General features: G+C 54.1%; 27 protein-coding genes and 1 tRNA gene. 16 read left to right on the top strand and 12 right to left on the bottom strand.

The window, feature by feature from the left end:
- Position 1: 1 nt before the first annotated feature.
- Entirely contained in the window at positions 2-775 is a 774-nt protein-coding gene (gene lgt, locus ACTRXA_RS00685) for a prolipoprotein diacylglyceryl transferase (RefSeq protein ID WP_442425283.1), read from the top strand.
- 36 nt (positions 776-811) lie between these two features.
- On the opposite strand, the gene ACTRXA_RS00690 is transcribed toward lgt, so the two are convergent.
- The 3 genes from ACTRXA_RS00690 to ACTRXA_RS00700 all read right to left on the bottom strand — a co-directional run bounded on the left by ACTRXA_RS00690 (position 812) and on the right by ACTRXA_RS00700 (position 3,192).
- The gene (locus ACTRXA_RS00690; protein WP_442425284.1) at positions 812-1,849 is read right to left on the bottom strand and encodes a GIDE domain-containing protein; all 1,038 of its coding nucleotides are present in this window, start codon (positions 1,847-1,849) and stop codon (positions 812-814) included.
- A 29-nt stretch (positions 1,850-1,878) separates the two neighbouring features.
- Positions 1,879-2,463 (bottom strand): LemA family protein, encoded by a 585-nt coding sequence (locus ACTRXA_RS00695; protein ID WP_442425285.1) that lies wholly within the window; start codon positions 2,461-2,463, stop codon positions 1,879-1,881.
- Between the two features lie 180 nt (positions 2,464-2,643).
- Entirely contained in the window at positions 2,644-3,192 is a 549-nt protein-coding gene (locus tag ACTRXA_RS00700) for a hypothetical protein (RefSeq protein ID WP_442425286.1), read from the bottom strand.
- A 172-nt stretch (positions 3,193-3,364) separates the two neighbouring features.
- Here ACTRXA_RS00700 and msrP point away from each other — a divergent pair, with 172 nt between their 5' ends.
- Positions 3,365-4,351 (top strand): protein-methionine-sulfoxide reductase catalytic subunit MsrP, encoded by a 987-nt coding sequence (msrP, locus tag ACTRXA_RS00705; protein WP_442425287.1) that lies wholly within the window; start codon positions 3,365-3,367, stop codon positions 4,349-4,351.
- Positions 4,352-4,405: 54 nt separating this feature from the next.
- Here the strand turns inward: msrP and ACTRXA_RS00710 are convergent, their stop codons facing one another.
- Complete coding sequence (locus tag ACTRXA_RS00710; protein WP_442425288.1) at positions 4,406-4,621, bottom strand: hypothetical protein; 216 nt, start codon at positions 4,619-4,621, stop codon at positions 4,406-4,408.
- A 161-nt stretch (positions 4,622-4,782) separates the two neighbouring features.
- On the opposite strand from ACTRXA_RS00710, the gene ACTRXA_RS00715 reads away from it, so the two are divergent.
- Positions 4,783-5,625, top strand: coding sequence for an HDOD domain-containing protein (locus ACTRXA_RS00715; RefSeq protein ID WP_005009834.1), 843 nt, complete (start codon positions 4,783-4,785; stop codon positions 5,623-5,625).
- Positions 5,626-5,774: 149 nt separating this feature from the next.
- A complete protein-coding gene (gene hspQ / locus ACTRXA_RS00720) occupies positions 5,775-6,017 on the top strand; it encodes a heat shock protein HspQ (RefSeq protein ID WP_442425289.1) in 243 nt (80 codons plus the stop codon).
- A 346-nt stretch (positions 6,018-6,363) separates the two neighbouring features.
- On the opposite strand, the gene ACTRXA_RS00725 is transcribed toward hspQ, so the two are convergent.
- The 3 genes from ACTRXA_RS00725 to ACTRXA_RS00735 all read right to left on the bottom strand — a co-directional run bounded on the left by ACTRXA_RS00725 (position 6,364) and on the right by ACTRXA_RS00735 (position 7,959).
- Positions 6,364-6,708 carry a YfhL family 4Fe-4S dicluster ferredoxin gene (locus tag ACTRXA_RS00725; protein ID WP_442425290.1) on the bottom strand — a complete coding sequence of 115 codons (345 nt, stop codon included), beginning with the start codon at positions 6,706-6,708 and terminating at the stop codon, positions 6,364-6,366.
- A gap of 492 nt (positions 6,709-7,200) precedes the next feature.
- Positions 7,201-7,277 (bottom strand) — tRNA-Met (locus ACTRXA_RS00730).
- Positions 7,278-7,452: 175 nt separating this feature from the next.
- Positions 7,453-7,959 carry a class I SAM-dependent methyltransferase gene (locus tag ACTRXA_RS00735; RefSeq protein ID WP_442425291.1) on the bottom strand — a complete coding sequence of 169 codons (507 nt, stop codon included), beginning with the start codon at positions 7,957-7,959 and terminating at the stop codon, positions 7,453-7,455.
- Between the two features lie 341 nt (positions 7,960-8,300).
- Here ACTRXA_RS00735 and ACTRXA_RS00740 point away from each other — a divergent pair, with 341 nt between their 5' ends.
- Positions 8,301-10,445: an ABC transporter substrate-binding protein gene (locus tag ACTRXA_RS00740; RefSeq protein WP_442425292.1), complete on the top strand. Its 2,145-nt coding sequence runs from the start codon at positions 8,301-8,303 to the stop codon at positions 10,443-10,445.
- A gap of 10 nt (positions 10,446-10,455) precedes the next feature.
- On the opposite strand, the gene ACTRXA_RS00745 is transcribed toward ACTRXA_RS00740, so the two are convergent.
- Positions 10,456-11,604, bottom strand: a complete 1,149-nt coding sequence (locus ACTRXA_RS00745) for an FG-GAP repeat domain-containing protein (protein WP_442425293.1) — start codon at positions 11,602-11,604, stop codon at positions 10,456-10,458.
- 140 nt (positions 11,605-11,744) lie between these two features.
- Between ACTRXA_RS00745 and rpsF the strand changes: the two genes are divergently transcribed.
- The 9 genes from rpsF (at position 11,745) to secA (ending at position 20,706) form a co-directional block, all read left to right on the top strand.
- Positions 11,745-12,152 carry a 30S ribosomal protein S6 gene (rpsF, locus tag ACTRXA_RS00750; protein ID WP_442425294.1) on the top strand — a complete coding sequence of 136 codons (408 nt, stop codon included), beginning with the start codon at positions 11,745-11,747 and terminating at the stop codon, positions 12,150-12,152.
- Between the two features lie 45 nt (positions 12,153-12,197).
- Complete coding sequence (locus ACTRXA_RS00755; RefSeq protein WP_442425295.1) at positions 12,198-12,602, top strand: single-stranded DNA-binding protein; 405 nt, start codon at positions 12,198-12,200, stop codon at positions 12,600-12,602.
- 45 nt (positions 12,603-12,647) lie between these two features.
- Positions 12,648-12,884, top strand: a complete 237-nt coding sequence (gene rpsR, locus ACTRXA_RS00760; protein WP_442425296.1) for a 30S ribosomal protein S18 — start codon at positions 12,648-12,650, stop codon at positions 12,882-12,884.
- A 3-nt stretch (positions 12,885-12,887) separates the two neighbouring features.
- A complete protein-coding gene (locus tag ACTRXA_RS00765) occupies positions 12,888-13,874 on the top strand; it encodes a DUF2232 domain-containing protein (RefSeq protein WP_442425297.1) in 987 nt (328 codons plus the stop codon).
- 76 nt (positions 13,875-13,950) lie between these two features.
- Entirely contained in the window at positions 13,951-14,460 is a 510-nt protein-coding gene (gene rplI, locus ACTRXA_RS00770; RefSeq protein ID WP_442425298.1) for a 50S ribosomal protein L9, read from the top strand.
- A 56-nt stretch (positions 14,461-14,516) separates the two neighbouring features.
- A complete protein-coding gene (dnaB, locus tag ACTRXA_RS00775) occupies positions 14,517-15,884 on the top strand; it encodes a replicative DNA helicase (RefSeq protein ID WP_442425299.1) in 1,368 nt (455 codons plus the stop codon).
- Between the two features lie 13 nt (positions 15,885-15,897).
- On the top strand, positions 15,898-16,818 hold the full coding sequence (locus tag ACTRXA_RS00780; protein ID WP_442425300.1) for a tetratricopeptide repeat protein: 921 nt from the start codon (positions 15,898-15,900) through the stop codon (positions 16,816-16,818).
- Between the two features lie 183 nt (positions 16,819-17,001).
- On the top strand, positions 17,002-17,934 hold the full coding sequence (locus ACTRXA_RS00785) for a M23 family metallopeptidase (RefSeq protein ID WP_442425301.1): 933 nt from the start codon (positions 17,002-17,004) through the stop codon (positions 17,932-17,934).
- 204 nt (positions 17,935-18,138) lie between these two features.
- Complete coding sequence (gene secA / locus ACTRXA_RS00790; protein WP_442425302.1) at positions 18,139-20,706, top strand: preprotein translocase subunit SecA; 2,568 nt, start codon at positions 18,139-18,141, stop codon at positions 20,704-20,706.
- A gap of 21 nt (positions 20,707-20,727) precedes the next feature.
- Here secA and ACTRXA_RS00795 read toward each other — a convergent pair whose 3' ends face one another.
- Entirely contained in the window at positions 20,728-21,111 is a 384-nt protein-coding gene (locus tag ACTRXA_RS00795; protein ID WP_442425303.1) for a TraR/DksA family transcriptional regulator, read from the bottom strand.
- A gap of 64 nt (positions 21,112-21,175) precedes the next feature.
- Here ACTRXA_RS00795 and ACTRXA_RS00800 point away from each other — a divergent pair, with 64 nt between their 5' ends.
- Positions 21,176-21,565, top strand: coding sequence for a hypothetical protein (locus ACTRXA_RS00800; RefSeq protein ID WP_442425304.1), 390 nt, complete (start codon positions 21,176-21,178; stop codon positions 21,563-21,565).
- A gap of 199 nt (positions 21,566-21,764) precedes the next feature.
- Here the strand turns inward: ACTRXA_RS00800 and ACTRXA_RS00805 are convergent, their stop codons facing one another.
- Positions 21,765-22,058, bottom strand: a complete 294-nt coding sequence (locus tag ACTRXA_RS00805) for a Dabb family protein (RefSeq protein ID WP_442425305.1) — start codon at positions 22,056-22,058, stop codon at positions 21,765-21,767.
- A 162-nt stretch (positions 22,059-22,220) separates the two neighbouring features.
- Between ACTRXA_RS00805 and ACTRXA_RS00810 the strand changes: the two genes are divergently transcribed.
- Complete coding sequence (locus tag ACTRXA_RS00810) at positions 22,221-22,943, top strand: DnaJ domain-containing protein (protein ID WP_442425306.1); 723 nt, start codon at positions 22,221-22,223, stop codon at positions 22,941-22,943.
- A 2-nt stretch (positions 22,944-22,945) separates the two neighbouring features.
- Here the strand turns inward: ACTRXA_RS00810 and ACTRXA_RS00815 are convergent, their stop codons facing one another.
- On the bottom strand, positions 22,946-24,376 hold the full coding sequence (locus ACTRXA_RS00815; protein WP_442425307.1) for a hemolysin family protein: 1,431 nt from the start codon (positions 24,374-24,376) through the stop codon (positions 22,946-22,948).
- Positions 24,376-25,677 carry a hemolysin family protein gene (locus ACTRXA_RS00820; RefSeq protein WP_442425308.1) on the bottom strand — a complete coding sequence of 434 codons (1,302 nt, stop codon included), beginning with the start codon at positions 25,675-25,677 and terminating at the stop codon, positions 24,376-24,378. The genes ACTRXA_RS00815 and ACTRXA_RS00820 overlap by 1 nt, the downstream gene beginning before the upstream one ends.
- Positions 25,678-25,722 lie beyond the last annotated feature (45 nt).

A 25,722-nucleotide genomic window follows, 5' to 3' on the forward strand; every position in this document is an offset into this window, starting at 1 on the left:
CGTGCATCCCATTCTGCTTGAGTTTGGTATTGTCAAAATCTTCACCTACGGCCTGCTGGTGGCGACGGGTTTCTTCGTCGGCATCGTTCTGGCGGCCCGTCAGGGGCAGAAGGAAGGGCTCGATTCCGGTCGAATCCTTGACCTGTGTTTTTACCTGCTGATCGCATCCATTCTGGGCGGGCGGTTGCTGTACGTGATCGTCGAGTACCGCTACTTTGCCTCGAATCCCCTGGAGATGTTGAAGTTCTGGAAGGGCGGGCTCGTGTATTACGGTGGGTTGATGGCGGCGGTGGCGACGGCGTGGTACTTCATGCGCAAGTTCGATCTGCCTTTCTGGAAAACGGCGGATGTGCTGGCGCCTTCGATCGCCATCGGGCAGGCCATCGGCCGCTGGGGATGTTTTTTCGCGGGGTGCTGTTACGGCGTGCGCACCGACGCGCCGTGGGCCATCACGTTCACCAACCTGGATTCCCTGGCACCGCTCAATGTGCCGCTTCACCCGACTCAGATATACCTGTCACTCAATGCACTCGTCATTTTTTTCGTCCTGTTGTGGGTGCAGAAGAAGAAACGCTTTGACGGGCAGGTGCTCCTCACCTACGGAATCCTGTATTCCATCGGCCGCTTCATCATCGAATTTTACCGCGGCGACGACCGCGGCTACGCGGTTCCGGAGATGCTGTCCACCTCGCAATTCATCGGGATCTTCATATTCGGGTTGTCGCTGGTGCTTTGGGCTAGGCGGAGGCGGGCTGATGCGGCCAAGGCGTCCTGAATTCCAGTGGGGCTTTCCAAGTCCGGGAAGTCCGTCTTACTTTAAATAATAAGAACAGATGTAGGCCACCGAGGCGACGGTGAGGACGGGACCACCCCAGATTTTGACGGTGGCCCAGGTAGCGATGTTGGAGACCAGGTCTTCTTCGTGGCGGTTGCTGATGATGAAGGGATGGCCGTTTTCCTTCTTGAACACCATCTTGGTTTTGGAAGCCAACTCTTCCAGCTTTTCCTTGCTGTACTTGGCGGAGAGTTTTTCCGCCAACAATTGAGCTCCGCGTTCCAGTTCGTAGTAATCGAGCTTGCCATCCTTATTGGTGTCGAAGCGTTTTTGAAGTTCCTTGTTTTTGCGGATGGCTTCTTTCGCTTTCAGGAAAAACTTCACCCCCGCCTTTTTGGGGCGCTTCACTTTCAGGTTGGATCCCGCGTGGCCCAACACGTACACCTGCTCACCCGGAGCGAAGCACCATTCACGGAAGCGGTAGTCGGTCGATAACAGCCAGGCGGAATCCTTAAGCTTGAATGACCGTATCTTTTTTTTGTTTTGGTCGAGGGACTGATACAGTTCCGGGTCCATGGTGGAGAACTCGTTGGAAGAGCATTCGTAATCGCTGGTACCGCCGTTGCGATTGACGGTTGCACCTTCCACCAGCACCATGGCGTTGGCGCCGCTGTCATCATCGATATAAAACCCATCATCGGAGAAATATTTGGCGATCGTCACCCAGCGGCCGCGTTGCCAGCCCCGGCGCTCTCCCAGGTTGATTAAGGACCGGTTGCGGTTGAAGCCGGATCGGCGGTCGCGTTTCCATTTCTGGATTTCGATGTGGTATAAGGCGCAGGGCTTGCCGCTGATAGGCGCGCGCACCATCTTGTCTTTCTCGGCGATGACACGGCCTTTCACCTCGACGTTGGTTCCCACCGCCCCGGTGTTGATTTTCGAGGTGGGTGTGTTCTGGATGATTCGCTTGGCCTTCAACTCCCGGAAGCCGGTCCAGAACAGGAAAATTCCGGCGACCGCGCCGACCAGTGAAAGAAAGATGATCTCCAACTCATCTTTCGGCAGGTTGGGCACTTAACAATCTCCTGCGGGTTAGGAAAAAATCAATCGAAGCTTGGCAGTTTGATGTTGACCTTCACGTCGCGGCGTTCCTCTTCGGCCACTTCAAACATCTCTTCCTGCCGGTAATTCAGCATGCCGGCCACGAACACATCCGGGATTTGCTGGATGCGGATGTTGTAGTTGTTGACGCTGTCGTTGAAAAACTCGCGTCGGTCGGCCAGGGTTTCCTCCAGGTGCGAAATGCGATTCTGCAATTGCATGAAATTCTCGTTGGCCTTGAGCTCGGGATAATTTTCAGCCAGGGCAAAAACACTGCGAAGCGCCTCGCTGATCTGGTTGCTGGCCTTGGATTTTGCTTTCACTCCATCCGCGCGGACATAGCGTTCGCGCGCTTTCAGCAGGCGGTCGAGCATGCCTTTTTCGAACTGGGCGTAGCTTTCGCAGACAGAAATCAGTTTCGGGATTTCGTCGTAACGCTGCTTCAGGATGACATCGATGTTGGCCCAGGATTTCTTGATGTTTTCCTTAAGGGAAATGAGGCCGTTGTAGATCATGATGAAGTAACCGATGATCCCCAGCAGGCCGAAACCCAGGATTCCCAAAATCACGATTGTGGTCGTTGACATTCCACCCCTCCGATTAATTTTGATAATGAAATGGGAAATGGAAAGGATTCCTTCCGTGTTTTCAGGTTAAGGGAAGGGGGATGGTAAATCAAATAATTGGGGAAAAAATATGCGATGTGTCTGGAGCTGCCGGAAACAAATACGTGATGAGAGGGAGGGGAATGGCGGAAAAACCGCTATTTATTTGGAAAAGGAAAGGTCGAACAGGTCGGCGATGGCCTTCTTGCCTGCGGCGTTTAAAAAACGGGTGCCCGTTCCGGCAAAATTTTTATCCCGAATTTTCGGGGTTGCTTTCTTCCAGGCGTCCCCCGTCCATTTGAACCACTGTTCCTGGTCCTGATCGAACACATAGAGCGGTTTGTTGAACAGCTTGGCCAGTTCGGCGCCCCAGCCGGTGCCGCCTTTCACCGTTTTGTCTTCAAGGATATGGCCCACCACGAACACTTCACCCGCGTGGTTGACCATGTGCCAGATGCTTTGCAGGACTTTCCGAAACAGGGGGCCGTCCGTGTACTTGCGGTGCATGAGTTTGGAGACGTAAACCAGGCTGACGTCACCGTGCTTGAGTTCCTCCTGGGTGAGGAAGCGCGTCCCGCGTTTTCGAACGATCTTGTGGCCCTCAAAAGTGAAATGCACTTCCTCCAGGCCGAGGCGTTCGGCATTGGCACCGAACTCCGCCTCCGCGCCTTTCACACCCCCACTGAATAATGTGAAATCTTCCGGCTTCATAAACGACCAAAGGGCAAGAAAAAGAGGTGGAAACCGACTTGGACCGGTTTCCGCAAGCCAAAACAATGTATGCGAATCCACCTAAACTCTCAAGGATTTTCTTGGTTTGAGCGGATATAATGAGCAAAGGGGAGACGCTGCGGTCCACCCGGACGCCACAAAAGGAGCGATTATGAGCCACTTGTATATACCCCCCGACTGGAATGAAAACTCCCGAAGCATCACTCCGCAAACCCTGTTTTTCAATCGCCGCGATTTTCTCCAGGCGATGACGGCCGCCGGTCTGATGGTTGGCGGAGCCATTTTTCCCGGCACTGCGCAGGCTCAGTCCAGCTGGCTGGACCGCCTTCTGGGTGAGCCCGATCGAAAGCTCCAAACCGACTTCATCCCCATCCCCGGTTTGAAACGCAATCCGGCCTATACCGTTTCGCGGCCCATGACTCAGGAGACCGTAGCGCTCCAGTACAACAACTTTTACGAATTCACCTCGGTGAAAGAAGGCGTGTGGAAATTGATCGACGCTTTCAAGCCTCGCCCATGGCAGGTGGAGGTTTCCGGTCTTGTCAACAATCCCAAAACGTATGATGTGGATGACCTCATCAAGACCATGCCGCTGGAGGAACGGGTTTACCGCCATCGTTGCGTGGAGACGTGGGCGATGGTGGTGCCGTGGAATGGGTTTCCGTTAAGGGAACTGATTCGTCGTGCCGATCCCAAACCCGGGGCGCGGTTTGTGAAATTCACCAGCTTCCTCAATCCGCAAGTGGCCCCGGGACAGGAGCAGAGCCACCTGCCGTGGCCCTACACCGAGGGACTGACAATCGCCGAGGCGATGAACGAATTGACGATCCTGGCTACCGGGGTGTACGGTCATGTGCTGCCCAACCAGCACGGAGCGGGTATCCGGCTGGTGACGCCATGGAAGTACGGTTACAAAAGTATCAAGTCGGTGGTCAAAATCGAGCTTGTGAGCAAACAGCCTGCGACCTTCTGGAATACACTGGTTCCCCACGAATACGGGTTCGTTTCCAATGTCGACCCGGAGGTTCCGCACCCGCGTTGGTCTCAGAAGAAGGAGAAGATGATCGGCACCGGCGATATTTATCCGACCGAAAAGTTCAACGGCTATGGAAAGTGGGTGGCCTCCCTCTACGCCTGACCGGGGCAGGGGATGGCGAAATCAAACCAGAAACCGGGCCAGAAAGGGATGGGGCTACTGGAAGTCCCGGAGGTCCTCTTCGTCGAGGATGCTTTCGTTGACCCCGTCTTCAATGATGGCGTCGGCCAGTTCGCCGAAACCACCGGGTTCGTAATTTTCCACATTTTCGTTGTCGAAGTCATCAAAGTAGACTTTATGCTCATTTTCACACCATTCACGAATGGTGTTGCTGAAACGGAGGACCCGTTGCACGGCTTCCAGTTTATCCATATCCTAGTTCCTGCTGAGATCGGGGTTCAGTAATTTCAGTGTCGAGTGAAGAAATTTTTGGGGATCGATACCAGAATAATTATAATACGAAGTTCAGTGGTTCAAATTAACAGCATCCATATCGGAATTCAACCTGCGTTGAAAACGAAAAGGGGGGGGACTTGGCGACCAAAATCAAAGACATGATCGGTTCCTGGGCGGCCTCGCCGCCTGTCTTGTATTACCAATTGAAGCAGGCCATGGACGATCCGGAGAGCAGTTTTAATGATTATTCCCGGATCATCAGTGCCGACCCCGCACTGACAGCGCGCCTTCTGAAAATCGTGAACAGCCCCTTTTATGGTTTTTCCTCTACGGTGGAAACCATCGACCACGCCCTCAACATCATCGGTACAGACCAACTGATGGACCTCGCTCTGGCAACGGTGGTTGTGAGCAAGTTCAAAGGGATCCCGCGAGACCTGATTAACATGGAGACGTTCTGGATGCACAGCATTGCCACCGGCATTGCGGCGCGTAAAATGGCAATAGCCGTGGGTATCGAGAACCCGGAACGTTTTTACCTTGCCGGGATGTTGCACGACATCGGCACCCTCCTTCCGCTCAAACAGCAGACCGAGGTGGCGAAGGGTGTGCTGGAACAGTGCAGGGAAACCAAAAAACACCTGTTCCTCGTGGAAAAGGAAACATACGGGTTCAGCCACGCCGAGGTTTGCCAGCTGTTGCTTATGGAATGGCAGCTTCCTCAGCGCCTTGTGGACATGGTGACTTACCACCACTTCCCCCTTGAAGTCAGTGACCCCGAAGTGAGGCGGGATTGCTGTATTCTCAACATGTCAGACATCATGGTTTACTTTTTGAAGATCGGCAACAGTGGCGAGCCCGCCGTGCCGCAATTGCTCCCCGATGTGCCGAAGCATGCCGGTGTGCCGAAGGATGTCATTGATAAAATCCGTGAAGAAGTCCCCAATGAGGTCGATGAAACTGTCAAAATGTTCATCTGAATTTTAGAACGGGCTGAGTGGGGGCGTGGGCTGGGCTCACGCCCCCTTTTGATTTTTATACAAACTCCTCCAAGTGTGATTCCGTCCTTTTCTCTCTCTTTGATTTTCAGTATATTTTTAATAGAACCATCCACTGACCGGGGAGCGCCATGAAACAATCCCAACCCAAATATTGCATCGGCCAGATGATCCACCACAAGCTTTACGATTATTACGGGGTGGTCCTCGGTGTCGACCCGGAATTCCAGCTTTCAGAGGAGTGGTACGAGAAAATGGCCCGCAGCCGCCCCCCGAAGAACCAGCCCTGGTATCACATAAAAGTGCACGGTGAGGACAGCCTGCGCTATGTGGCCGAACGCCACTTGGAATTGGACAAGAACGTCTTCAACTAGGCCCTTCGGGGCCCGCTCTGCCCGGGAGGGCCATTGCCCGCTTTTCCTTCATTATTTCTTTGGATTGTTGCATTGGGCCTGCTGGCATTGTTTGTGTGGGTGGGGGTGGGGTTGGTACTGGACCATCTCCCCTGGACTCTCATTGATACCTCGTCCCCCGGCAAAAAACAGGTGATTGCCGTGGTCTTGATTGTGCTGGGGGGGCTGAGCTATCTGTCCTTGCGGGAGGTCTTGAGGTATGTCTGGTGGGGGCTTCGTTACTTGGTTGGGATGGAGTTCGAAGGCTTGTAGGCAAAAAAAATGGCCCCTGCATCTGGGGATGCAGGGGCCTTAAATTTCGGCTGGATTACTGTTCCAGATGTGCGTTTTTGCGGTCCGGATTGCGGAACAGGGAGGTCTCTGCGCTCAATTCGTCGAGCGCCGGAAACGTCTGGTCCGGGTGGATCTGCTGGGCACGATCAAGCAGAAGCTCTTCGGATTCGCGGCGGTCCGGGTCCGGGATGCAGCAGTCTACCGGGCAAACTTCCTGGCAGGCTTCCTCACCATGGAAACCAACGCATTCGGTACACAGTTCCGGATCGATGTAGTAGAAATCGATCCCTCCCTTGGTACCATCGTCAATGGCGGCGTTTGGGCATTCCGGCTCACACACACCGCAGTTAATGCATTCATCAGTAATGATTGTTGCCATCGGCTGTCTTCCTCTAATTAATTAGTTAGATAGAAAAAATTTATAACCGAAGATTAATCCCTGTGATAAGGAGGAATTGAGTATTTTCTGTTTGGGCAGTGGGTTCCGGCTTACTTCAGAAACGCAGGCCTTACCTTAAACCGCTGAAATTGAAATTTCAATCCCTTTTATATATTTTTTTGCAGGGAAACCCCGGATTCGAAAAACAGGAAGCACCCCAACCTGCTTTCGCAACTGGGCTTCCTCAGAAAAATACTGATAACCTTTTTAGATATGGGAAGTTATCAGTATTTCAAGGGACCGTCAAGCCCCAAAAAATGGCCCCTTTTTCCCAAAGATTGGAAACAGGCCGGTAATTACATTCATTTCCACCCACCCTTTGAACATCCGGCGGTTCCCATACTCAAAAGCAGAAACCAACCCGGTAATTTTTCAAGGTCCGGTGGGTAAAAAATAAAGGAGCAAGGAAGCCTTCCTTGCTCCTTTTCTATTTGGTAGCGGGGACAGGATTTGAACCTGCGACCTTTGGGTTATGAGCCCAACGAGCTACCGGACTGCTCCACCCCGCAATAATACAAAAGGACACACCGGCAAATACCGGAGGGTATTGAGTGAATATACCGATTCTTAAACTTTGTCAAGTGGGAAGCCGGACAGTATGCGCGGGAACCACAGGGATCCGGTTTTGTATTTCGGAAGCACTCAACGGCCATTGTATAAGAAAGATCCGGGAATAGCCACCCCTCATTTTTGCAGCGTGAACATTTGAGTGCCAACAACGCCCATGGTGTATTGGCCGAGGCCGCCTATCACCGCAACCGTCCGCTCGCAGAGAAACCCGATATGGGTGGGATCATCCTTGTACCACCAGTTCCCGAAGTGGGATGTAGCGTCCGCTCGTTCGACGAATTCCGTGGTCATCGCTGTTGAAAATACCGCCACCCCTCCGGGAACCATGACGTTCACAATATCTCGGATTTCTTCCAGAGGGTTGGGCAAATGCTCTATGACCTCCACCGCAACCACCGCGTCGAAGGGACGGGGGTAGTTCTGCTCTTTCAGGAAGCCGTGCTCCATCGGGTCCAGAGCGGTGACATCGTAGCCCCGGTTTTGCAGTTCCCGTGTCAACGCTCCCGACCCCGATCCGAAATCAAGCAAACGTTGATGAGGGATGCCCATTTCTCGCAGAACCTGCAACACCCCATCCGCCTGGTTTTTGAACAAATCCTCTGTCTGATCGTCCCATTGCATCTTGTAATGCCTCTCAGCCAGCTCGTTTGAAGGCAGGTGATTGGTAAAGATGTACCAGCATTGGGGACATTTATGGAAAACCCGTTCATCCCGGTAAAACTCGGGAGAGGGGGCCTGGCAAATCCGGCATTCTGGAGCGGAGGACGATTCAAGCACAGGTGGATTTTAACACCGGCAAGGATAAAGGCAAGGTGTTGCAGGGAGGGCGCGGGTTCCTTCAACCCAAACGAAAACCGCGAGCCAGCACTCAACAAACAATCCGGTTTTGAAATTTCCGGCCGCTGTGTATTATTGTAAAGATAAGGATTTGTGAATATTTATTCTTCCTTTGAGCCGGCCTCATGTGGACCAAACGCATTCTAATTTTTCTTCCCCTGCTGGTCGTCCTCCTTCTGCTTCAGTCGTATTTCTGGGTGCCCACTTATGACAAACAGGCGGCCGGCAACCCGGAACGCCTGCGCCAGTTCATCGAGACATCGATCGGCGACGCGGAAATCCTGAACCCCATCCTCAGCGCCGACACGGCCAGCAGTCGTATCAACGGCTTCGTGTTTGACGGATTGATCGATTACGACGACCAGCTCAACCTGCGAGGCCGGCTGGCGACGGACTGGGTTATATTTGAAAACGCCTACCTGCAGATCCTTCCCGGTTTTCGTGTGGGAAGGCAAACGCTCGACACGCCGCAAGACTGGATTCAATTCATCCGCGAAAGCACCAAGGATAAAAAAGCGTGGTGGGAGAACATCAAGTCGGTCACCGTTCAACCCGCCCGGCGTATCGACGACGCGCTTTCCCTGCCGGAACTGGGAGCGGACGGCAATCGGGTCATGAAAAACGGATTCCCCAAAATGACCGATGTGCGTTATCAGATCAAACGACCGGCGCGCATTCACTTCCAATTGAAAAACGTGGACCAGCATTTTTTCGTCCCGCTGGAAAAGCTGTTTGGCGACAGCCTGTTCGCGGAGTATCCCCACGAGCGTTTTGTGAAAGCGGGTGATACGAAAGAAGCGGAGCGGCTGGCCCGGCATCACGCGGAAATTATGCCGGTTAAGGAGCACAACCCTGTCATCCGTTTTAACTTGCGGAAGGGAGTTCGTTTTCATGATGGACATGAATTCGATTCCGGGGATGTCCTGTTCACCTACCGGGCGCTGATGAACCCGAATAACGCCTCACCGCGAACCTCGGATTACGAACCCGTCAAAACCGCCGAGGTGCTGGGTCCGTACGAAATTCAATTCGTGTACAAGCGGTTGTTCTCGCCCGCCATCACATCCTGGATGATGGGCATTTTGCCTGAGCACCTGTTGAACGCGGAAGTCCTCAAAAAAGAAGCGGAGGCGGCGGGGAAAACCCCTGAGGAAATCAAAAACCTGTCCATGCGGGACAGCGCTTTCAACCGGCATCCCATCGGCACCGGGCCATTCCAGTTCGAACACTGGGAAGGGGACGTGGAGATTCGCCTGACGCGCAACGACGACTATTGGGAGGGCCCGCCGGAGTATGGCGAGTATGTCATGCGCATCATCCCCGATGCCATCACGCAGGAGATGGAGTTCTATGCCGGAGCGGCCGACAACTACAACGTCCAGCCGCACCAGGTGGTCCGGCTCAAGGATGATCCCAAGTTCCACAGCATCTCCACGGTGGGCAACAATTACTCCTACATCGGTTACAACCTGCGAAAGCCGCTGTTCGCCGACCCCGAAGTGCGGAAGGCTCTCGGCATGGCCATCGACGTGGACAAGATCATCCAACACGTCATGTACAACCAGGCGGAGCGGGTGACGGGACCGTTTGCCAAAGGCACGCAATGGTATGACGAATCGGTGAACCCGATTCCGTACGACCCGGAAGGCGCGCTGAAAATATTGAATGGCCTGGGCTGGAGGAAAAACGCCGACGGCTGGCTGGAGAAGGATGGCAAGGTGTTCGAGTTCAACCTCATCACCAACCACGGCAACCCCATCCGGAAAAACATCATGACCATCGTGCAGAACAACTGGCGCAAGCTCGGCATCAAGTGCAACACGCAGTTGTTCGAATGGGCGGTGTTCCTGAAAGATTTCGTCAACGCGCTCAAGTTCGATGCGCTGATCCTGGGATGGAGCATGGGATTCGATCCCGACCTGTATCAACTGTGGCATTCCAGCCAGACGCACCCGCGGCAGCTCAACTTCGTTGGTTATAAAAACGACGAAGCCGACCGCCTGATCGTCGCCATCCGCCGCGAGTACGACCAGCAGGTGCAGGAACAGATGACGCACCGGTTGCATCGCATCATTGCCGCTGATCAACCCTACACGTTTTTGTTTGCGGGAAAATCAACGCTCCTGCTGGACAAGAAAATCGTCATTGTCGAGAAACGGCCCGACGGCAGCGAGGAATACAAAAAGATCCGTCCGGTGAAAGGCGGGCTGGTCTATTACCATTTCAACGACTGGCGCAAGCTCGCCGCGGCTCCCAGTTTCTCGCAGTGAGATGCCGTGTTCATTTCATGACGCCGCGCCCCAGAAAGATATCCACCGTCCCTTCCGTGTTGCTGACAACGGCGACGTCGTCCAACCCGTCGTTGTTGAAATCGGTGCTGATGATCGCCAGCGGCGTGCCTCCGGTGACGTAGTCGCGTACCGGAAAGCGGAATGCGCCGTTCGGGTGGCGTGTGATCAGGGAAAAGGAACTGCTCCTGGAATTGGCCACCACAACGTCTTTATGATGGTCGCCATCGAAGTCACCGATGGCGAGGGAGACCGGTCCGCCGCCGCCTGAAAAGGACACCGGGCGGCCAAACTTGCCGTTGGTTCCCATCGGAATGTAATACAGGTTGTCGCCCTTGGCGGAGGTGGCGACCAGGTCATACAGGCCGTCCCCGTTCATGTCTTCTTTCACCAGGGTGAGGCAACGCAGTCCCTGGGCGATCCGCTCGCTTTGCCGGAAGGTGCCGCTGGAACTGCCGGTGAAAATGCGGATGGAGCTGGCGTTGCTGGACTGCACGGCCAGCAGGATGTCCTCGATCCCGTCGTCGTTGAAGTCCCCCGACACCCCGGAGCTGGAGCGCGATCCGGTCTCGTAAGTCTCTCCGCGTTTGAAGCGTCCGTCCCCGGTACCGAAGTGCAGTTCCAGTTTGCTGAATGTCAGGGTCACCGCCACGTCCTTGTGGCCGTCGCCGTTGTAGTCCCCGACGATGAGAGCCAGTGGAACCGGGCCCGTCGGCACCGACTGCATCGGATAAAATGTCCCCCCGCCTTTGCCGAGAAGGACCTGGAACGCTTCGCCGCCTTCGCTGTTGAAAAGCAGGTCCGGCGTATTGTCATGGTTGATGTCGGTGATGACAATGTGAGACGGCTCCACGGGTACCTGGAGGGTCTGGGGCGATTCGAAGGTACCGTCGCCCCTGCCGAACAGGAAGGTGAGGGTGTGGTCCTTGGAGTTGGCTACCACGAGGTCCTGATTGCCGTCGCGGTTGAGATCGCCGTGAGCCAGAAAGACAGGTCCCCAGCCCACTTTCACCGTGTTGTACGGGCTGAGGGCATCGGGGGGAGGTTCAGGCAGGGAAAGGTCGCAGCCGCTCCAAAAACCCACCAGCCCCAGAATGAGGCCCAGCCAGAGGGTGGCAATCCGGTTAACGGTCCATTTCATGATGTGCCCTCCGGGGCCGGAAACGGGGGTTTTCCCCTTGCTTTTAAGGCCTTGTTGTGACAGTATTTACCAAATTTTATCTTACCCACATCCTCGCTCCGGCCGACGCGCCGGGGCTATAACTCATGAGGAGGTCTCAATTGCGAAGCTATCAGTCTGTCCTGATTCTGAAACCTGATCTCGACGAAGGCCATGTCGATCAGGCCGTCGAAAAAATCACCGCCCTCATCCAGAAACACAGCGGGGAAGTGCTGAGGCTGGAAAAATGGGGCAAAAAACGCCTCGCGTACAAAGTCAAAAAGAACAAATTCGGTTATTACCTCAATATTTACCACACCTGCGGCGCCGGGGAAATTCCCGCTCTTGAAAAAGAGTACAAGCTGATGGATGTGCTCATCAAGTTTCTTGTGATCGTGCTTGATGAAAAGGAACTCGAGCGGGCCATGAGCCGGGGAACGGAATCCGGCGAAGAGGGCGAGGAGTCCAAGCCATCCAGCGGGGAAGGGGAAAAGGAACCCAAAAAGGAAGCCGCTCCAGCCGCATCCTGATCCGGACGCCGGCACCGTCTTGAATCGTTTGGAAGGACATCACCTATGGCCAGTGTGAATAAAGTATTCCTGTTGGGCAACCTGACCCGCGACCCGGAACTGCGTTATACCCCAAGTGGAGCCGGCGTTGCCAGCTTTGGCCTGGCGGTCAACCGCCGGTACAAGGTCGGCAACGAAAACAAGGAAGAAGTTTGCTTCGTGGACATCACCGTTTGGGGCAAGCAGGGTGAAAACTGCGTCGAGTACCTCAGCAAGGGCAGCCAGGTCATGATCGAAGGCCGCCTTCAGTTCCGATCCTGGGAAACGGATGACGGCCAGAAGCGCAACAAGCTGGACGTGGTGGCCAACAACGTGCAATTCCTTGGAAAACCGGGCGGCGGCGGGGGCCGCAGCATGGACAGCTATGAGGAAGAAGACGGCATGGGCGTGAAAGACGATATCCCGTTCTGAACAACGACATTCGAATAAATTGAAAACAAAGGTAGCCAGAAAATCATGAACAAACCAAAAAAACGCGCATTCTTTTCACAGAAAATCTGTCGGTTCTGCGCCGAGAAGATCCAGCACATCGACTTCTACGACATCAAACTGTTGAAGCCGCTGATCTCGGAGCGGGGCAAGATCGTGCCGTCCCGCATCTCTGGTAACTGTGCCCGGCACCAGCGACAACTGACCACCGCCATCAAGCGGGCGCGCAATATCGCGCTGTTACCGTTCACGGTCGAGCATTGATTTGTGAATGACCCGCTGACACCCAGGGATCTGTTCCTGCCCTTCGGGATTCTGCTGGTCATTCTGCTCCTGGGAACCCTGGTGCCGCCGCTGGGCGTGGTGGGGGGCATTTTTGTCCCGGTGCCATTGATCCTCATTTACCTGCGTTACGGCAAACAGGTGGGGCTGGTCTCCATCGCGCTTGTGTTCGTCGCGGTGTTGATGATGATGGGGATGAAGCAGGCGATCCTGTTCGTCACGGAATACGCCGTGGTCGCGGCCATTCTCGGTGAGACGGTGCGGCTGGGTTTTCCCTTTCAGCGCAGTGTGCTGTTTGCGGCGCTGGGATCGATCGCCCTGTCGGCAATGATGATCCTCGTGATCTCTGCGGGCCAGGAGTTGTCTCTGACCCAGCTGTTCGAGCAGGAATTCCGGAAGGGTGCGGACCAGTACATCCAGTCCCTCGAAGGGGCGGACGGAAAACCGGAAAACAAACAGATGCTGGAGGAGATGGCCGACCGCGTGGTTCACATGTTCGCGCTGTCGTTCCCGGCATTGCTGGCGATCGGTTCGCTGTTCGCCACCACGCTCAATTACCTGGCAGTGCGCTGGGTGTGGCTCCGGTTTTACAGGCTGGGCGGGCTGTTTGAAAATGCCGATCTCACCCGGCTGATGATCCCGGACAACTGGGTCTGGTTCTTCATCGTCGGTACCGGATGCGCGGTTCTGGGAGAGGGGTACCTGCAGGCACTGGGACTGAATTTGTTCATTGTGCTGGGCGGGCTGTATTTTTTGCAGGGACTGGCCATCTTCCTGCATATATTGAAAGAGAAAAGCATCCCGAAGTTTTTCTGGTACCTGGCGTTTTTGCTGATTTTCACCCAGCCGCTGTTGATCGGGCTGGTCGGTGGACTGGGGTTGTTCGATATCTGGGTGGATTTCCGAAAAATCCGCACCCCACTGCCGGAACCGGAATCCGATGAGGACGATGACATCGGGCCGCTGGGATGAGACGATTTGAAACCGAAATCTTCAGGGTAAATTTGTTATTATTGCGTTGTGTCAATCAGGGAGTGTGAATCAAACGATGAAACTTTTACTTTTGGAAGAAGTTGAAAAGCTGGGCCACCTCGGCGATGAGGTGGAAGTGCGCGACGGTTACGGCCGCAATTACCTCATCCCGCAGGGCAAGGCGATTCTGGCAACGGCCAACAACGTCAAGGAATTCCAACACCACAAGGGAATCATCCAGCGCAAACTGAAAAAGCTGAAAGGGGAGGCGGAAACCCAGGCGGAAGCCATCGGCAAACTGCGCATCCAGGTCAGCAAGAAAGTGGGCGACCAGGGCAAGTTGTTCGGTTCCGTCACGTCACAGGAAATCGCGGACCTTGTGGAAGCGCAGGGCGTGCAGATCGACCGGCGCAAGATTCAGTTGAGCGACCCGATCAAGGCGCTGGGAGAGTTTGAGGTTCCCCTGAAATTGCACCCGGAAGTGACGGCGAAGATTCACGTCACCGTATCCGCGGAAGAAGAGCCCAAGGCGGATACGGAAGAAGAAACCGCCACGTCTGAACAGGCCGAAACCGAATCCGCCTGAAGCGGCGTTTTGCCGCCCCGGCGGGCCTTCACCCAACACTCGAACCGGAACCGCCCATGCCGGATGTCTCTGATATTTCCCTGAGGCGCCTTCCTCCCTACAGCGAGGAGGCGGAGCAGTATGTGCTTGCCGCCTGCTTCGGTTCCAACGACGTCTTCGCCCGTGCCCTGGAAATCATCGGCCAGGACGATTTCTACAAGGCCGCGCACCGGAAAATCTTCGGTGGCATGCAGGGCCTGTTCGAGGACAACGAACCCATCGACATTCTCACCCTGGCCGATCGCCTGCGGCGGGACCATGCCCTGGACCAGGTGGGCGGCCTCGATTACCTCGACTTTCTCGAGAACCTGGTACCGACGGCGGAAGCCATGGGCTACCATGCGCGCATCATCCGTGAAAAGAAAATCCTGCGCGATCTCATCGAAACCGCGACTGAAATCGTCACCCACAGTTACGAGGATTCCGACGGCGCGGAAGTGATTCTCGACCGCGCGGAACAATCGATTTTCCAGATTTCCGAGCGCCGCACCCGCAGGACGTTTTTCGGCATCAGCGAAATCATCAAGAGCAGTTTCGATTCCATCGAGAAGCTGTTTGAAAGCCCGGGGATGATCACCGGTATCGAGACCGGGTTCAAAGATCTCGATCACATGACCTCCGGTCTGCAGCGGTCGGATCTCATCATCATCGCGGGACGGCCCAGCATGGGCAAAACCAGCTTCGCGCTGGACATCGCCCGTTTTGCCGCAAGCAAACGAAAAGTGCCAACGGCCATTTTCAGTCTTGAGATGTCCAAGGAACAGCTGGGCATGCGCATGCTGTGCTCCGAAGCGCGCGTCAGTTCCGTGAAACTGCGCACCGGGTTTCTGGCGCGCGAGGACTGGCCGAATCTCACCGCCGCGGCGGGGCGCATCTCGGAGGCTCCCATTTTTATCGACGACAGTCCGCAGGTCAGCACACTGGATGTGCGCGCCCGCGCCCGGCGCTTGAAGGCCGAACACAACCTGGGGCTGGTCATAGTCGATTATCTGCAACTCATGCATGGCATCCAGAAGACAGAGAGCCGTCAACTTGAAATCTCCGAAATCAGCCGTGGCTTGAAAGGACTCGCCAAGGAGTTGGACGTTCCCATCATCGCGCTTTCCCAGTTGAGCCGCGCAGTGGAAAGCCGGACGGATAAGCGGCCCTTATTGTCCGACCTCCGCGAATCAGGATCCATTGAGCAGGATGCCGATGTCGTGGCCTTCATATATCGGGATGAAGTTTATAATGAGAGTTCGGAAGATGCAGGCAAGGCTGAAATATTAATCCGCAAACAACGAAACGGCCCTATCGGAGAAGTCAAGCTTGCCTTCCTGAAAGAATTCACCCGCTTTGAAAACCTGGCCCATCATGAATTTGAGGCCCCCATGGTTGAAGCCTGATCCGGAACCTTTCATGATTCAATCCCACCCACGTCGCCTTTTATTACCCGCACTCACATTTCTCCTCACTGCAATTTTTGTATGGACCGTCCCGATTGAAGCCCAGTCGCCGCATATGGAGTGGGATCAATTGTCCCCCTTGCAGAAAGGAGAGATTTATCTTCTAAGAAAAAAACCGGCGCAGGCTCTCGAAACCTTTCGCAATATCTGGCGGCAGGAACCGCACAACCATTATGCGGTGCGGGGCATTGTTCGTGCTTACCAGGTTGGGAACCAACTTGACGAGTCGCAGGTGTTCTTTCAGAAGTTCGTGAATGACAATCCCAAAGCCGCGCCGGCTTGGTATGGGCTGGGGTACACCTATTACCAGATGGGAAGGTATTCGGAATCGAAAGGCCCCCTGGAACGCGCGGTGGAACTGGACCCGAAACTCGCACTGGCCTGGAACGCTCTGGGCGCGGCGTTGACGCAGTTGAAAGATTACGAAACCGCTGTGAAATACGTGAAACGTGCGATCGATCTGCATCCTTCTGAAGTGATGTTTTTCCGCAACCTCAAAATGATTTATCAGCGCAAGGGAACACCCCGGCAATTTGAAAACGAATACCGGTATCATCTTAAGTCCGGCAATACAGCGGTGGCGAAGCAGTACGGTTTGGTCATGGCGCAAAACTTTCGTCAAAAAAGTTTTAGCGAATACGCCGGCGGGAACAAACATAAGGCCATTGGACTGACCCGTGAAATGCTACAGGTTTACATAGAAATCAACCACATCACCGGGGTGGTCGCGGCGCACTTCAGCCTGGGACTGCTTCTGGAGGAGACCGGGGCCCTTGAGGAAGCCCACTCGGAATACCGGGAGGTCTTAAAAATCAATCCGAACCACCTGCAGGCACGGGAAAAAATCCGGGCTTTGGAAGAAAAAAATAACTGATCCCATATTTTTGATAAGTTTTTGAATTTATGTTTGTTAGGTTTTATCCGCTAAGGATTAAGGATCGCCGATATTCAAAAACCATTGACAACAAAGGAAGTAAGCAATTAACCTTGAGACGATTTCGTCCGCAGAGGGGCTTTCTGCGCTTAAGGGCTTGAAAAGTAAAAATAAAAAGGAGGTATGGTGGATAAAGAAGTCTACACCATAGTGGTTTTTCCCGAAGCCACCGAAAAACCCAAACGATTCCAGATTCCCAAAAAATTTGCCAGAGTTGCCTTGTACACGAGCCTGGTGTTGGCAGTGGGGTTTGGGGGTGCGTTCGCGTATCTGACCCAGCAGTTTCTCCAGTTCCGCGAAGATAAGGTGGAACTGGCCGAACTGAAGCGCAAAAGCAAAATCCAGAAAGTGCAGATAGAAAAATTCGGGAAGCGGGTACGGACGTTTGAAACCGAAATGTCCCGGCTCGAAAACTTTGAGAAAAAGCTTCGCATCATCACCGCTCTCGACAAGGATTCCAAGCCCAGAGATGAAAACTGGGGTGTCGGTGGACCCCACGGTCTCTCCAATCACAGCATACGCACTGCTTTGGATAAGGAAGTGCAGGCCATGCTTGACAGTCTGGAAGGGGACCTGAATATCCTTACCAGCCAGGCGAAACTGCGCCAGGTGAGCTTCCAGGAATTGGACGAATTTTTCAAGAACCAGCGGTCGCTGTTGGCATCCACCCCGTCCATCTGGCCGACACGCGGTTGGGTGACTTCCGGTTTTGGATATCGAAAATCCCCGTTTACCGGCCTTCCCGAAAAACATGAAGGACTGGATATTGCTTCCCGCAAGGGTTCCGAAATCCGTGCGACTGCCGACGGCAAGGTCATTACGGCCGGGCGGCAATACGGTTACGGTAACCTGATCGAGATCGATCACGGTTATGGCGTGATCACCCGCTACGGACACAACTCCAAGAACCTTGTTAAAGTGGGTGACAAGATTGAGCGCGGCGACCTGGTCGCGCTGGTAGGCAACACCGGCCGCAGCACGGGTCCCCACGTCCATTATGAAATCATTGTGGACGGGATTCCGGTAAACCCGCGGAACTATATTCTGGAAGACTGATCCGGCTGACCCGTCTTCCGGCTCCACTCGTTTCATTTCCTCTTGGTGTGACGCACCCCGTGCAGCCTGCACGGGAGTCCACCTTATTTTATGACAGGCATTTCCCGCCGCTGGCCCCGCGCAGTCGAAAGACTGAGGAAGTCCGTGGGCCTTTTATGTTAATCTGTTCATCAAAATTCGAACCCGAACAGGACGAAAACGCCAATGGTATTAGGACTGATAAAAAAAATTGTCGGTACCCGCAATGACAGGGAATTAAAACGGATCCAGTCTTACGTGGACCAGATCAATGAACTGGAGCCCAGCATCCAGGACCTGTCCGACGACCAGTTAAAGGCGAAAACCCAGGAATTCAAGGAACGTCTCAAAGGCGGCGAGGATTTGAATGAAATTCTTCCCGAAGCGTTTGCCGTAGTCAGAGAGGCCAGCAGGCGCACTCTCAAGATGCGTCATTTTGATGTGCAGTTGATTGGGGGCGTCGCCCTGCACGAGGGCAAAATCGCCGAAATGAAAACGGGTGAGGGGAAAACCCTGGTTGCGACGCTTCCGGTTTATCTCAACGCACTCACCGGGCGCGGAGTTCATGTTGTTACGGTCAACGATTACCTGGCCAAGCGCGACGCGGAGTGGATGGGCACCGTCTACCGCTGGCTGGGTCTGGATGTGGGCGTGATCTACCATGACATGTCTGAGGAGGACCGCAAAAAAGCCTATGCGTCGGATGTCACCTACGGGACCAACAATGAGTTCGGATTCGATTACCTGCGCGACAACATGAAGTTTGCGGCGGAGGACTACGTTCAGCGGGAACTGAATTTCGCTATCGTGGACGAGGTGGACAGCATACTTATTGACGAGGCGCGTACGCCGCTCATTATCTCCGGTCCCGGCGAGGAATCCACCGACAAGTATTACGTCATCAACAGTGTCATCCCCAAACTTCAAAAAGAAACTCACTACACGGTTGACGAAAAAGCCCGTTCCGTTGCGCTCAACGACGACGGCATCTCACTGGTTGAGAAGCAGTTGAACATTGACAACCTTTACGATCCGTCACACATCGACATCCTGCACCATGTCAACCAGGGGTTGAAGGCTCACGCACTGTTCAAGAATGAGGTCGATTACGTTGTCAAGGACGGGAAGGTCGTCATCATCGACGAATTCACCGGGCGCATGATGCCGGGACGGCGTTACAGTGACGGACTTCATCAGGCCCTGGAGGCGAAAGAAGGTGTCGAGATAGAAAATGAAAACCAGACTCTCGCCACCATCACATTCCAGAATTACTTCCGCATGTACGACAAGCTGGCAGGCATGACCGGCACCGCCGACACGGAAGCCGAAGAATTCAATTCCACCTACGGCATTGAGGTTCTCGTGATTCCCACCAATCAACCCATGGTGCGCGACGATCAGGCTGACCTCATCTATCGCACCGAAAAGGAAAAGTTCGATGCGGTTATTGAGGAAATCCAGGAATGTTACGAAATAGGACGTCCGGCCCTGGTTGGGACCATCTCCATTGAGAAATCCGAACTGTTGAGCAAGCACCTGAAGCGTTGTGGTGTGCCGCACAATGTTCTGAACGCCAAGCACCACGAACAGGAGGCGGAAATCATTGCGCAGGCGGGACAACAGAAAGCGGTGACGATTGCCACCAACATGGCCGGCCGCGGTACCGATATTGTTCTTGGGGAAGGCGTGCCAGGTCTGGGGGGACTGCACATCATCGGCACCGAACGCCACGAAAGCCGCCGTATTGACAACCAGCTCCGCGGCCGCTCCGGCCGACAAGGGGACCCCGGTTCCTCGCGTTTTTATCTTTCCCTGGAAGACGATCTTCTTCGCATCTTCGGTTCCGACCGCATTTCCGGTTTGATGGGCAAACTCGGTATGGAGAACGGTCAGCCCATCGAGCACGCCATGGTCTCGCGGGCGGTCGAAAATGCACAGCGCAAGGTGGAGGCCCACAACTTCGAAATTCGCAAGCATCTTTTACAGTACGACGATGTCATGAACAAACAGCGCGAGGTGATCTACACCTTGAGGCGGGAGATCCTCACTTCGGCCAACCAGAAGGAGCTTCTGTTTGACATGGCCGATGAGGTGCTGGGCGAACGCATTGACGAGATGTGCCCGGAGGGGGTGTATCCGGAAGAATGGGACATCGAGCAGGTCCACAATTATACCGACCGGGTTTTCGGCGTGGGAATCACCAAAGCCAGCGATCAGGAACTGGAAGTCTGCGGCAAGACCCGGCTGGAATTGGAGCATTGTACTGCCGCTCAACTGCAGGAAACCGTCCTCAATATGGCCATCGAGCGTTACGAAGCCAAGGAAGCGCAGGTGGGTGGGGAATACATGCGCTACCCGGAACGGATGATCATGCTTCAGGTTCTGGATAATTTGTGGCGCGAACACCTCCTTGGCATGGATCACCTCAAAGAAGCCATCGCCTTCCGTGGTTATGCACAGAAAAATCCGCTCAATGAATACAAGAAGGAAGGGTTTCAGTTATTCAGCGAAACCACCTTTCGCCTCAAGGAAGAAATCTGTGAGTTCCTGTTCAAGGCCCAGATCACCAAGGAGACGGTTTCCACGCTGGAAGAAAATCAGGAACGGGAAGCCCAGAAAGTCCGCGAACACCGCGGTGAGGGGGAAGGGGAAAGTAAAACCGAACCGGTTCGGCGGGATGATAAAAAAGTCGGCCGGAACGATCCTTGTCCCTGTGGAAGCGGAAAGAAATACAAAAAGTGCCATGGCCAGTGACGGCTGGACCGAGAGCAGGACTCAGGAGACTTCCAGGTTTTCCTGGCACTCGATACAAAGCGGCGTCAGCGGCATGATCTGAAGGCGCTTGACCGGAATGTTTTTCGAACACCCCTCGCACACCCCGTAGGTTCCCTTTGCCATCTTGAATAATGCCTCTTCAATCAGCTTCAACTCGTTGCGCTCGCGACTGGAAAGCTGAAACGCCATCTCCCGGCCTTCCAGGCTGGAAGCCAGATCGATCTCATTGCTGAACGTGATCTCGCCGATGTTTCGCTCTACCTCCTGAGACGACTTGATCATCGTCATCAGTTCATTGCGCTGTTGGATTAATTGGGAGCGGATTTTGAGGATGATTGGATCGAGGTTTCGCGGCGGCGGCTCCTTGTGAACCGGCTTTTCCACGGGTTCTTCCACAACAGGAGCCGGTCTCGGTTTAGCCGGGGATTTCACTTTCCTTTGGGTCGGTGTGGGTACGGCGGCAGCTGCTTTTTTGGGAGCGACTTTTTTCTTTACCGGAGCGGCCTTTTTGGTGGTTGTTTTTTTGGCTTTGGTGGATGTTTTTTTTACCTTGGCTTTGGTTTTTTTCGTGGCTTTGGTGGTTGTCTTTTTTGCCGCTGTCTTCTTTTTTGCGGTTTTCTTTTTTGGCGTCGATTTTTTCTTAGCCTTGGACTTGACCTTCGACTTGACCTTGGTTTTGGCTTTGGTTTTGGTCTTGGCCCGGGCTTTCGATCCCGAGGACTTTTTCTTCACCACTGCCTTCCTTGGGCTTGCAGATTTTTTCTTTTTAACAGCCACCGCGCAGTCTCCTGTTTCTGTAGAGGTGTGGGTACGTGTTTTGAAAAAGAAATCCTTTTGACACGTGGTTCCGCTTTAGAAATTGCCTATTTAACTCTGATTGCCTTGCAAACTCAAACTTTTTCTTACAGCCTGATTGGCTGATTAACAGTAAATGTGTACATAAAAGCGAAAAAAGGGTATCACTGGTGGCCTCAAAGTACAAGATTTTATTTACCTTATACGGATTTTCCGGGTTTCCGCCATATGGTGGGATTTTTTCAAATTTCATAATCCACGACAACCGTGGGATGGCAGAGCTCCCGCGCAAGTTGAATGACCGGCTGGTGCACCGGGTGCCGGGCGTAGGACTCCAGCCCCTTCCTGTCGTCAAAGTGTGTTGTCAGAACCACGTCAAAGGACCGTTCCGACTCTTTAAAGTCACGTCCGACCTCTATGAACCGCAGGGTATCAATTTGGCCCTGCATGCCATTCAGCGCCTCCACCAGAGCGTCCACATTCTCTGGGGTTTTTTCTTTCAGTTTGAACATGACGATGTGTTTGACCATTCGCATTCTCCACTTGAGGGGGATTGAATTTTAAAGAAGGACAAGGGTACCCGTATCCCCTGTCTCAATCAAGCCTTCCGCGTTTTGAAGTGAAAATGGAAGGCGGGTTATTGTATGGTGATACAGGGCCTGAAGTTCAATCGATCGATTTACGGGTGAAACGATTCTATGTCGTGGTTGTTTGGTGCCGGATTGGGATTTTTGCGGGGTGGGCCGCTGGGAGCAGTGGTGGGCGGCGTGGCCCAGCATTTCCTGTCCAGAAAATTTCAGAAACTGGTTCGGAAAAGCCTGCCGGGGGTGAAGAACGAGCCGGTGTTCGTGGGTTGCATCATTGTGGTGATGACGAAGATTGCCATGATCAAGGGCGCTCTTCTACCACGCGAGGTGGAAACCATTTACCGGTTTTTTGTGCGCAACCTCAATTACCGCGAAGGGGACTTCGACGGCATCAATCGTGTTATCCGCGATACTTACGAAAAAAATCCCGACCTGCAGCCGATCGTCGAGCAGTACAAGCAATCTTCTGAATCCAAATACCGCGCACTTCTTTTAACGCTTGCCTACCAGGTGGCGCTGGTGGAAAACTCCCTCTCCGAAGAAACTCAAAAGGAGATCAACGGATTGGCCCGCCTGCTGGAAATATCTCACGAACGGCACAACGGCATCCGGGAGCAGTTTTCACTGGACAGCCTGGTGACGCCGTACGGTATTCTGGGCGTTCCGGTTTCCGCAACCGATGAGGAAATCAAAAGGGCGTACCGCCGAATGGCCGCGCAGTATCATCCCGATCGCGTGGCCCACCTGGGAGGGGAGGAGGTGGAGCTGGCGCACATCCGGTTTTTGCAGTTGCAGGAAGCGTACAAGGAAATCCGACGGATGCGGCGGTTCTGAGCTCAGGAACGGGACGAGGAAAAAAACGATTTCTTCGTCTTGCTTTGTTTGGGAGGGGTGTCGTTTTCCATGGAAGCCGTATCGGCTGGGGGAACGGGATCCGAAACGGCTGCGGAATTTTCTTTGGAAGCGGCCGATCCTGATTGGCCGTTGCCCGTCTTTTCGCCGTTCTGCGTTTCGGCGTCGAAGTCCGGCGGCAGTTTGCGCAGAATGACGGAATTGATTTTGCGCTTGCTCGCCTCTTTTACGGTCAAACGGCAGTCCTGAACGATCACCTGGTCGCCTGCGACGGGAATTTTCTCCAACCTGTCGATCATCAGTCCCGCCACCGTTTCGTAATTGCCTTCGGGCAGATCCAGGTCCAGTTCCTCGTTGAGCATGGCGATCTCGATGTCTCCCTGCACCAGGTAACCGTCTTCATCGTATTTTTCGTAATATTTCGGCGGCTCGTCGTACTCGTCCTCGATTTCTCCGACGATCTGTTCCAGCAGGTCCTCAATGGTGATGATGCCCACACACCCGCCGTGTTCGTCCACAACAATCGCCAGGTGAAGGCCGCGTTGTTGCAGTTCCTTCAACAGGTCGTCGAGTTTTTTGTTGGGTGGGATGTAGTACGCCGGGCGGATCAGGTCGGTGATGGGACTGTTGTCCGGCGGGATCGTTAACAGGTCGAAGGTATTGAGAATACCGATCAGGTTGAACATTCGTTCATGAAATACGGGCAGGCGTGAAAAACCCGATTCCATGGCCAGCTTGTTGGCTTCTTCCACCGTCGCTGTGTCCGAAATGGCATAGAGCTGGATCAAAGGCACCATGCACTGCTCCACCGTAAGCTCGCTGAAATTGAAAATCCGGTGAATCATCACCCGTTCTTCCGGTTCCAGCTCGGAGGTGTTCGACTCCGGATGCGAGATGTGGCGGATCTGTTCGCGGCTCACCCTCGTGTAGCTGGGAACATCCGATTGCCGGAGGATTTTTTTATAGATGAACGCATTGAGGTGAGTGAACATCGCGTTGAACGGTGCCAGGATTTTGCCGACGATGTTGAGCGGATACACCATCGCCGACATGATGGCGTCGGAACGACTCTGGAAAATGAGCTTCGGGATGATTTCCCCGGCGAACAGGATGAACGGGGAGATGATGAGCATCGAAAGAAAATCCCCCCAGCTTCCAAATGTCGTGACCAGGTAGCTCGTGAAGACGGCGGTGGAACTGACCACGCAGACATTGGTTCCGAGCGAGGTGATGGCGAACAGTTGTTCGGGTGTTTGCAGGAGCTTGTTGATGAGGCGGGCGGATCGCACCCCTTCGCCGGCGAGCTGTTCCATGCGAATGCGGTTCACGGAGATCATGCCGATCTCGCAACCGGAGAAAAAACCTTCCAGCAAAATGAACACGCCCACCAGAAGCAGTGTGGTTCCCAGGTCCATCAGCCTGCGGCCTCCTCTTCAACCGTATTCGGTTCGGGCTTTTTCGTGGCGGTCACGGTGAGGTGAAGGCTCAATATACGCGCTCCTTTCATCTTCTCCACGCGGAATTTGAAACGCTCGAAACTGATGGTTTCCGCAGAGCGGGGAACGCGGCCGAACAGGCCAAATACAAAACCGCCAATGGTATTGAACTGTTCATCGGGCAACGAGGTGGTGAAGTAATTATTGAACTCCTCGATACTCAGCATGGCATTCAGGCGGTACCGTTTTTCCGTGATCTTGTGTATGAAGCTTTCCTCCCGGCGCATCTCGCTGTCAATCTCACCCACCAGCTCCTCCAGGACGTCCTCCAGTGTGACCAGCCCGTCGATGCTTCCGTATTCGTCCAGCACGATGGCCATGTGGCGTTGCGACTTGCGGAAATTCTTCAGCATGTCTTTCAGGTTCTTGGACGCGGGCACGGTGAGTGCCGGCTTGGCGATGTTTTTGAGATTGAATTTTTCCGGAGGCAGTTGCCGGAAGTTGGCCAGGTCCTTGGTCAACAGCACACCGACCAGGGTTTCTTCGTCCTCTTCGAAAACCGGAACACGGGAATAAAAGTTTTCGATGATCTGCGGCAGGATCTCGTCCATCTTCTGGTTCACCGTGATGTAGAACATGTCGATCTTGGGCGTCATGATCTCCCCCACGGTCTTCTGCCCGAACTCGATGACGTTGTGAATCAGTTCGCCTTCCTCGGCGTCGATGATGCCCTCGCCCTCGCCGATCTTCACCATGGCGCGAAAATCCGCATCGGTGATGATGCCTTCTTCTTCAAAGGTCGGGACGCCCAGGTAGGTGATGACTTTCTGGGCAAAGCGCACGAAAGGCTTCTGGATGGGTTGGACCAGGTAAGCGAACACTTTGAGGGGAAAGGCCGCGAGCAGGGCGAACCGCTCCGCAAAGTTGAGGGCCATGGATTTCGGCAGGATTTCACCGAACAGCAGGATGAGGAAGGTGCCGATCCCGATGGCGATGGCGACACCCATGTCGCCAAAAATCGTCAGGGCAATGGAGGTGGCCAGTGCGGACACACCGATGTTGACCAGCTCATTGCCGATGTAAATGGTGATAAGCAGTTCGCGGGGCGTTTGCAGCAAGTCGCTGACCAGGTTCCCTGTCCGTCCGTGTTGGTCTTTGAGAGAGGCGACTTGAGCGGTGTTGAGGGAAAAGAAAGCCGCTTCGCACGCCGCGAAGAATCCGGAAAGCCCCAGTAAAGTGATCAGTATGACGGACCGGGGTAATATCGATGACTCGTCCAAAAGTTTTTTTATGCCCCCAAAAGGCCGGAACTCATTGCCTGAGCC

The organism is Nitrospina sp. P1_D6 (genome assembly GCF_052156615.1).
Classification (GTDB): domain Bacteria; phylum Nitrospinota; class Nitrospinia; order Nitrospinales; family Nitrospinaceae; genus Nitrospina.

What these genes read in the sequence shown, in the direction of transcription:
- ACTRXA_RS00695 (WP_442425285.1), bottom strand. Translation starts at nt 2,463, where the DNA reads ATGTCAACGACCACAATCGTGATTTTGGGAATCCTGGGTTTCGGCCTG.
- ACTRXA_RS00700 (WP_442425286.1), bottom strand. Translation starts at nt 3,192, where the DNA reads ATGAAGCCGGAAGATTTCACATTATTCAGTGGGGGTGTGAAAGGCGCG.
- msrP (WP_442425287.1), top strand. Translation starts at nt 3,365, where the DNA reads ATGAGCCACTTGTATATACCCCCCGACTGGAATGAAAACTCCCGAAGC.
- ACTRXA_RS00710 (WP_442425288.1), bottom strand. Translation starts at nt 4,621, where the DNA reads ATGGATAAACTGGAAGCCGTGCAACGGGTCCTCCGTTTCAGCAACACC.
- hspQ (WP_442425289.1), top strand. Translation starts at nt 5,775, where the DNA reads ATGAAACAATCCCAACCCAAATATTGCATCGGCCAGATGATCCACCAC.
- ACTRXA_RS00725 (WP_442425290.1), bottom strand. Translation starts at nt 6,708, where the DNA reads ATGGCAACAATCATTACTGATGAATGCATTAACTGCGGTGTGTGTGAG.
- ACTRXA_RS00735 (WP_442425291.1), bottom strand. Translation starts at nt 7,959, where the DNA reads ATGCAATGGGACGATCAGACAGAGGATTTGTTCAAAAACCAGGCGGAT.
- ACTRXA_RS00740 (WP_442425292.1), top strand. Translation starts at nt 8,301, where the DNA reads ATGTGGACCAAACGCATTCTAATTTTTCTTCCCCTGCTGGTCGTCCTC.
- ACTRXA_RS00745 (WP_442425293.1), bottom strand. Translation starts at nt 11,604, where the DNA reads ATGAAATGGACCGTTAACCGGATTGCCACCCTCTGGCTGGGCCTCATT.
- ACTRXA_RS00755 (WP_442425295.1), top strand. Translation starts at nt 12,198, where the DNA reads ATGGCCAGTGTGAATAAAGTATTCCTGTTGGGCAACCTGACCCGCGAC.
- rpsR (WP_442425296.1), top strand. Translation starts at nt 12,648, where the DNA reads ATGAACAAACCAAAAAAACGCGCATTCTTTTCACAGAAAATCTGTCGG.
- rplI (WP_442425298.1), top strand. Translation starts at nt 13,951, where the DNA reads ATGAAACTTTTACTTTTGGAAGAAGTTGAAAAGCTGGGCCACCTCGGC.
- dnaB (WP_442425299.1), top strand. Translation starts at nt 14,517, where the DNA reads ATGCCGGATGTCTCTGATATTTCCCTGAGGCGCCTTCCTCCCTACAGC.
- ACTRXA_RS00780 (WP_442425300.1), top strand. Translation starts at nt 15,898, where the DNA reads ATGATTCAATCCCACCCACGTCGCCTTTTATTACCCGCACTCACATTT.
- ACTRXA_RS00785 (WP_442425301.1), top strand. Translation starts at nt 17,002, where the DNA reads ATGGTGGATAAAGAAGTCTACACCATAGTGGTTTTTCCCGAAGCCACC.
- secA (WP_442425302.1), top strand. Translation starts at nt 18,139, where the DNA reads ATGGTATTAGGACTGATAAAAAAAATTGTCGGTACCCGCAATGACAGG.
- ACTRXA_RS00805 (WP_442425305.1), bottom strand. Translation starts at nt 22,058, where the DNA reads ATGCGAATGGTCAAACACATCGTCATGTTCAAACTGAAAGAAAAAACC.
- ACTRXA_RS00810 (WP_442425306.1), top strand. Translation starts at nt 22,221, where the DNA reads ATGTCGTGGTTGTTTGGTGCCGGATTGGGATTTTTGCGGGGTGGGCCG.
- ACTRXA_RS00815 (WP_442425307.1), bottom strand. Translation starts at nt 24,376, where the DNA reads ATGGACCTGGGAACCACACTGCTTCTGGTGGGCGTGTTCATTTTGCTG.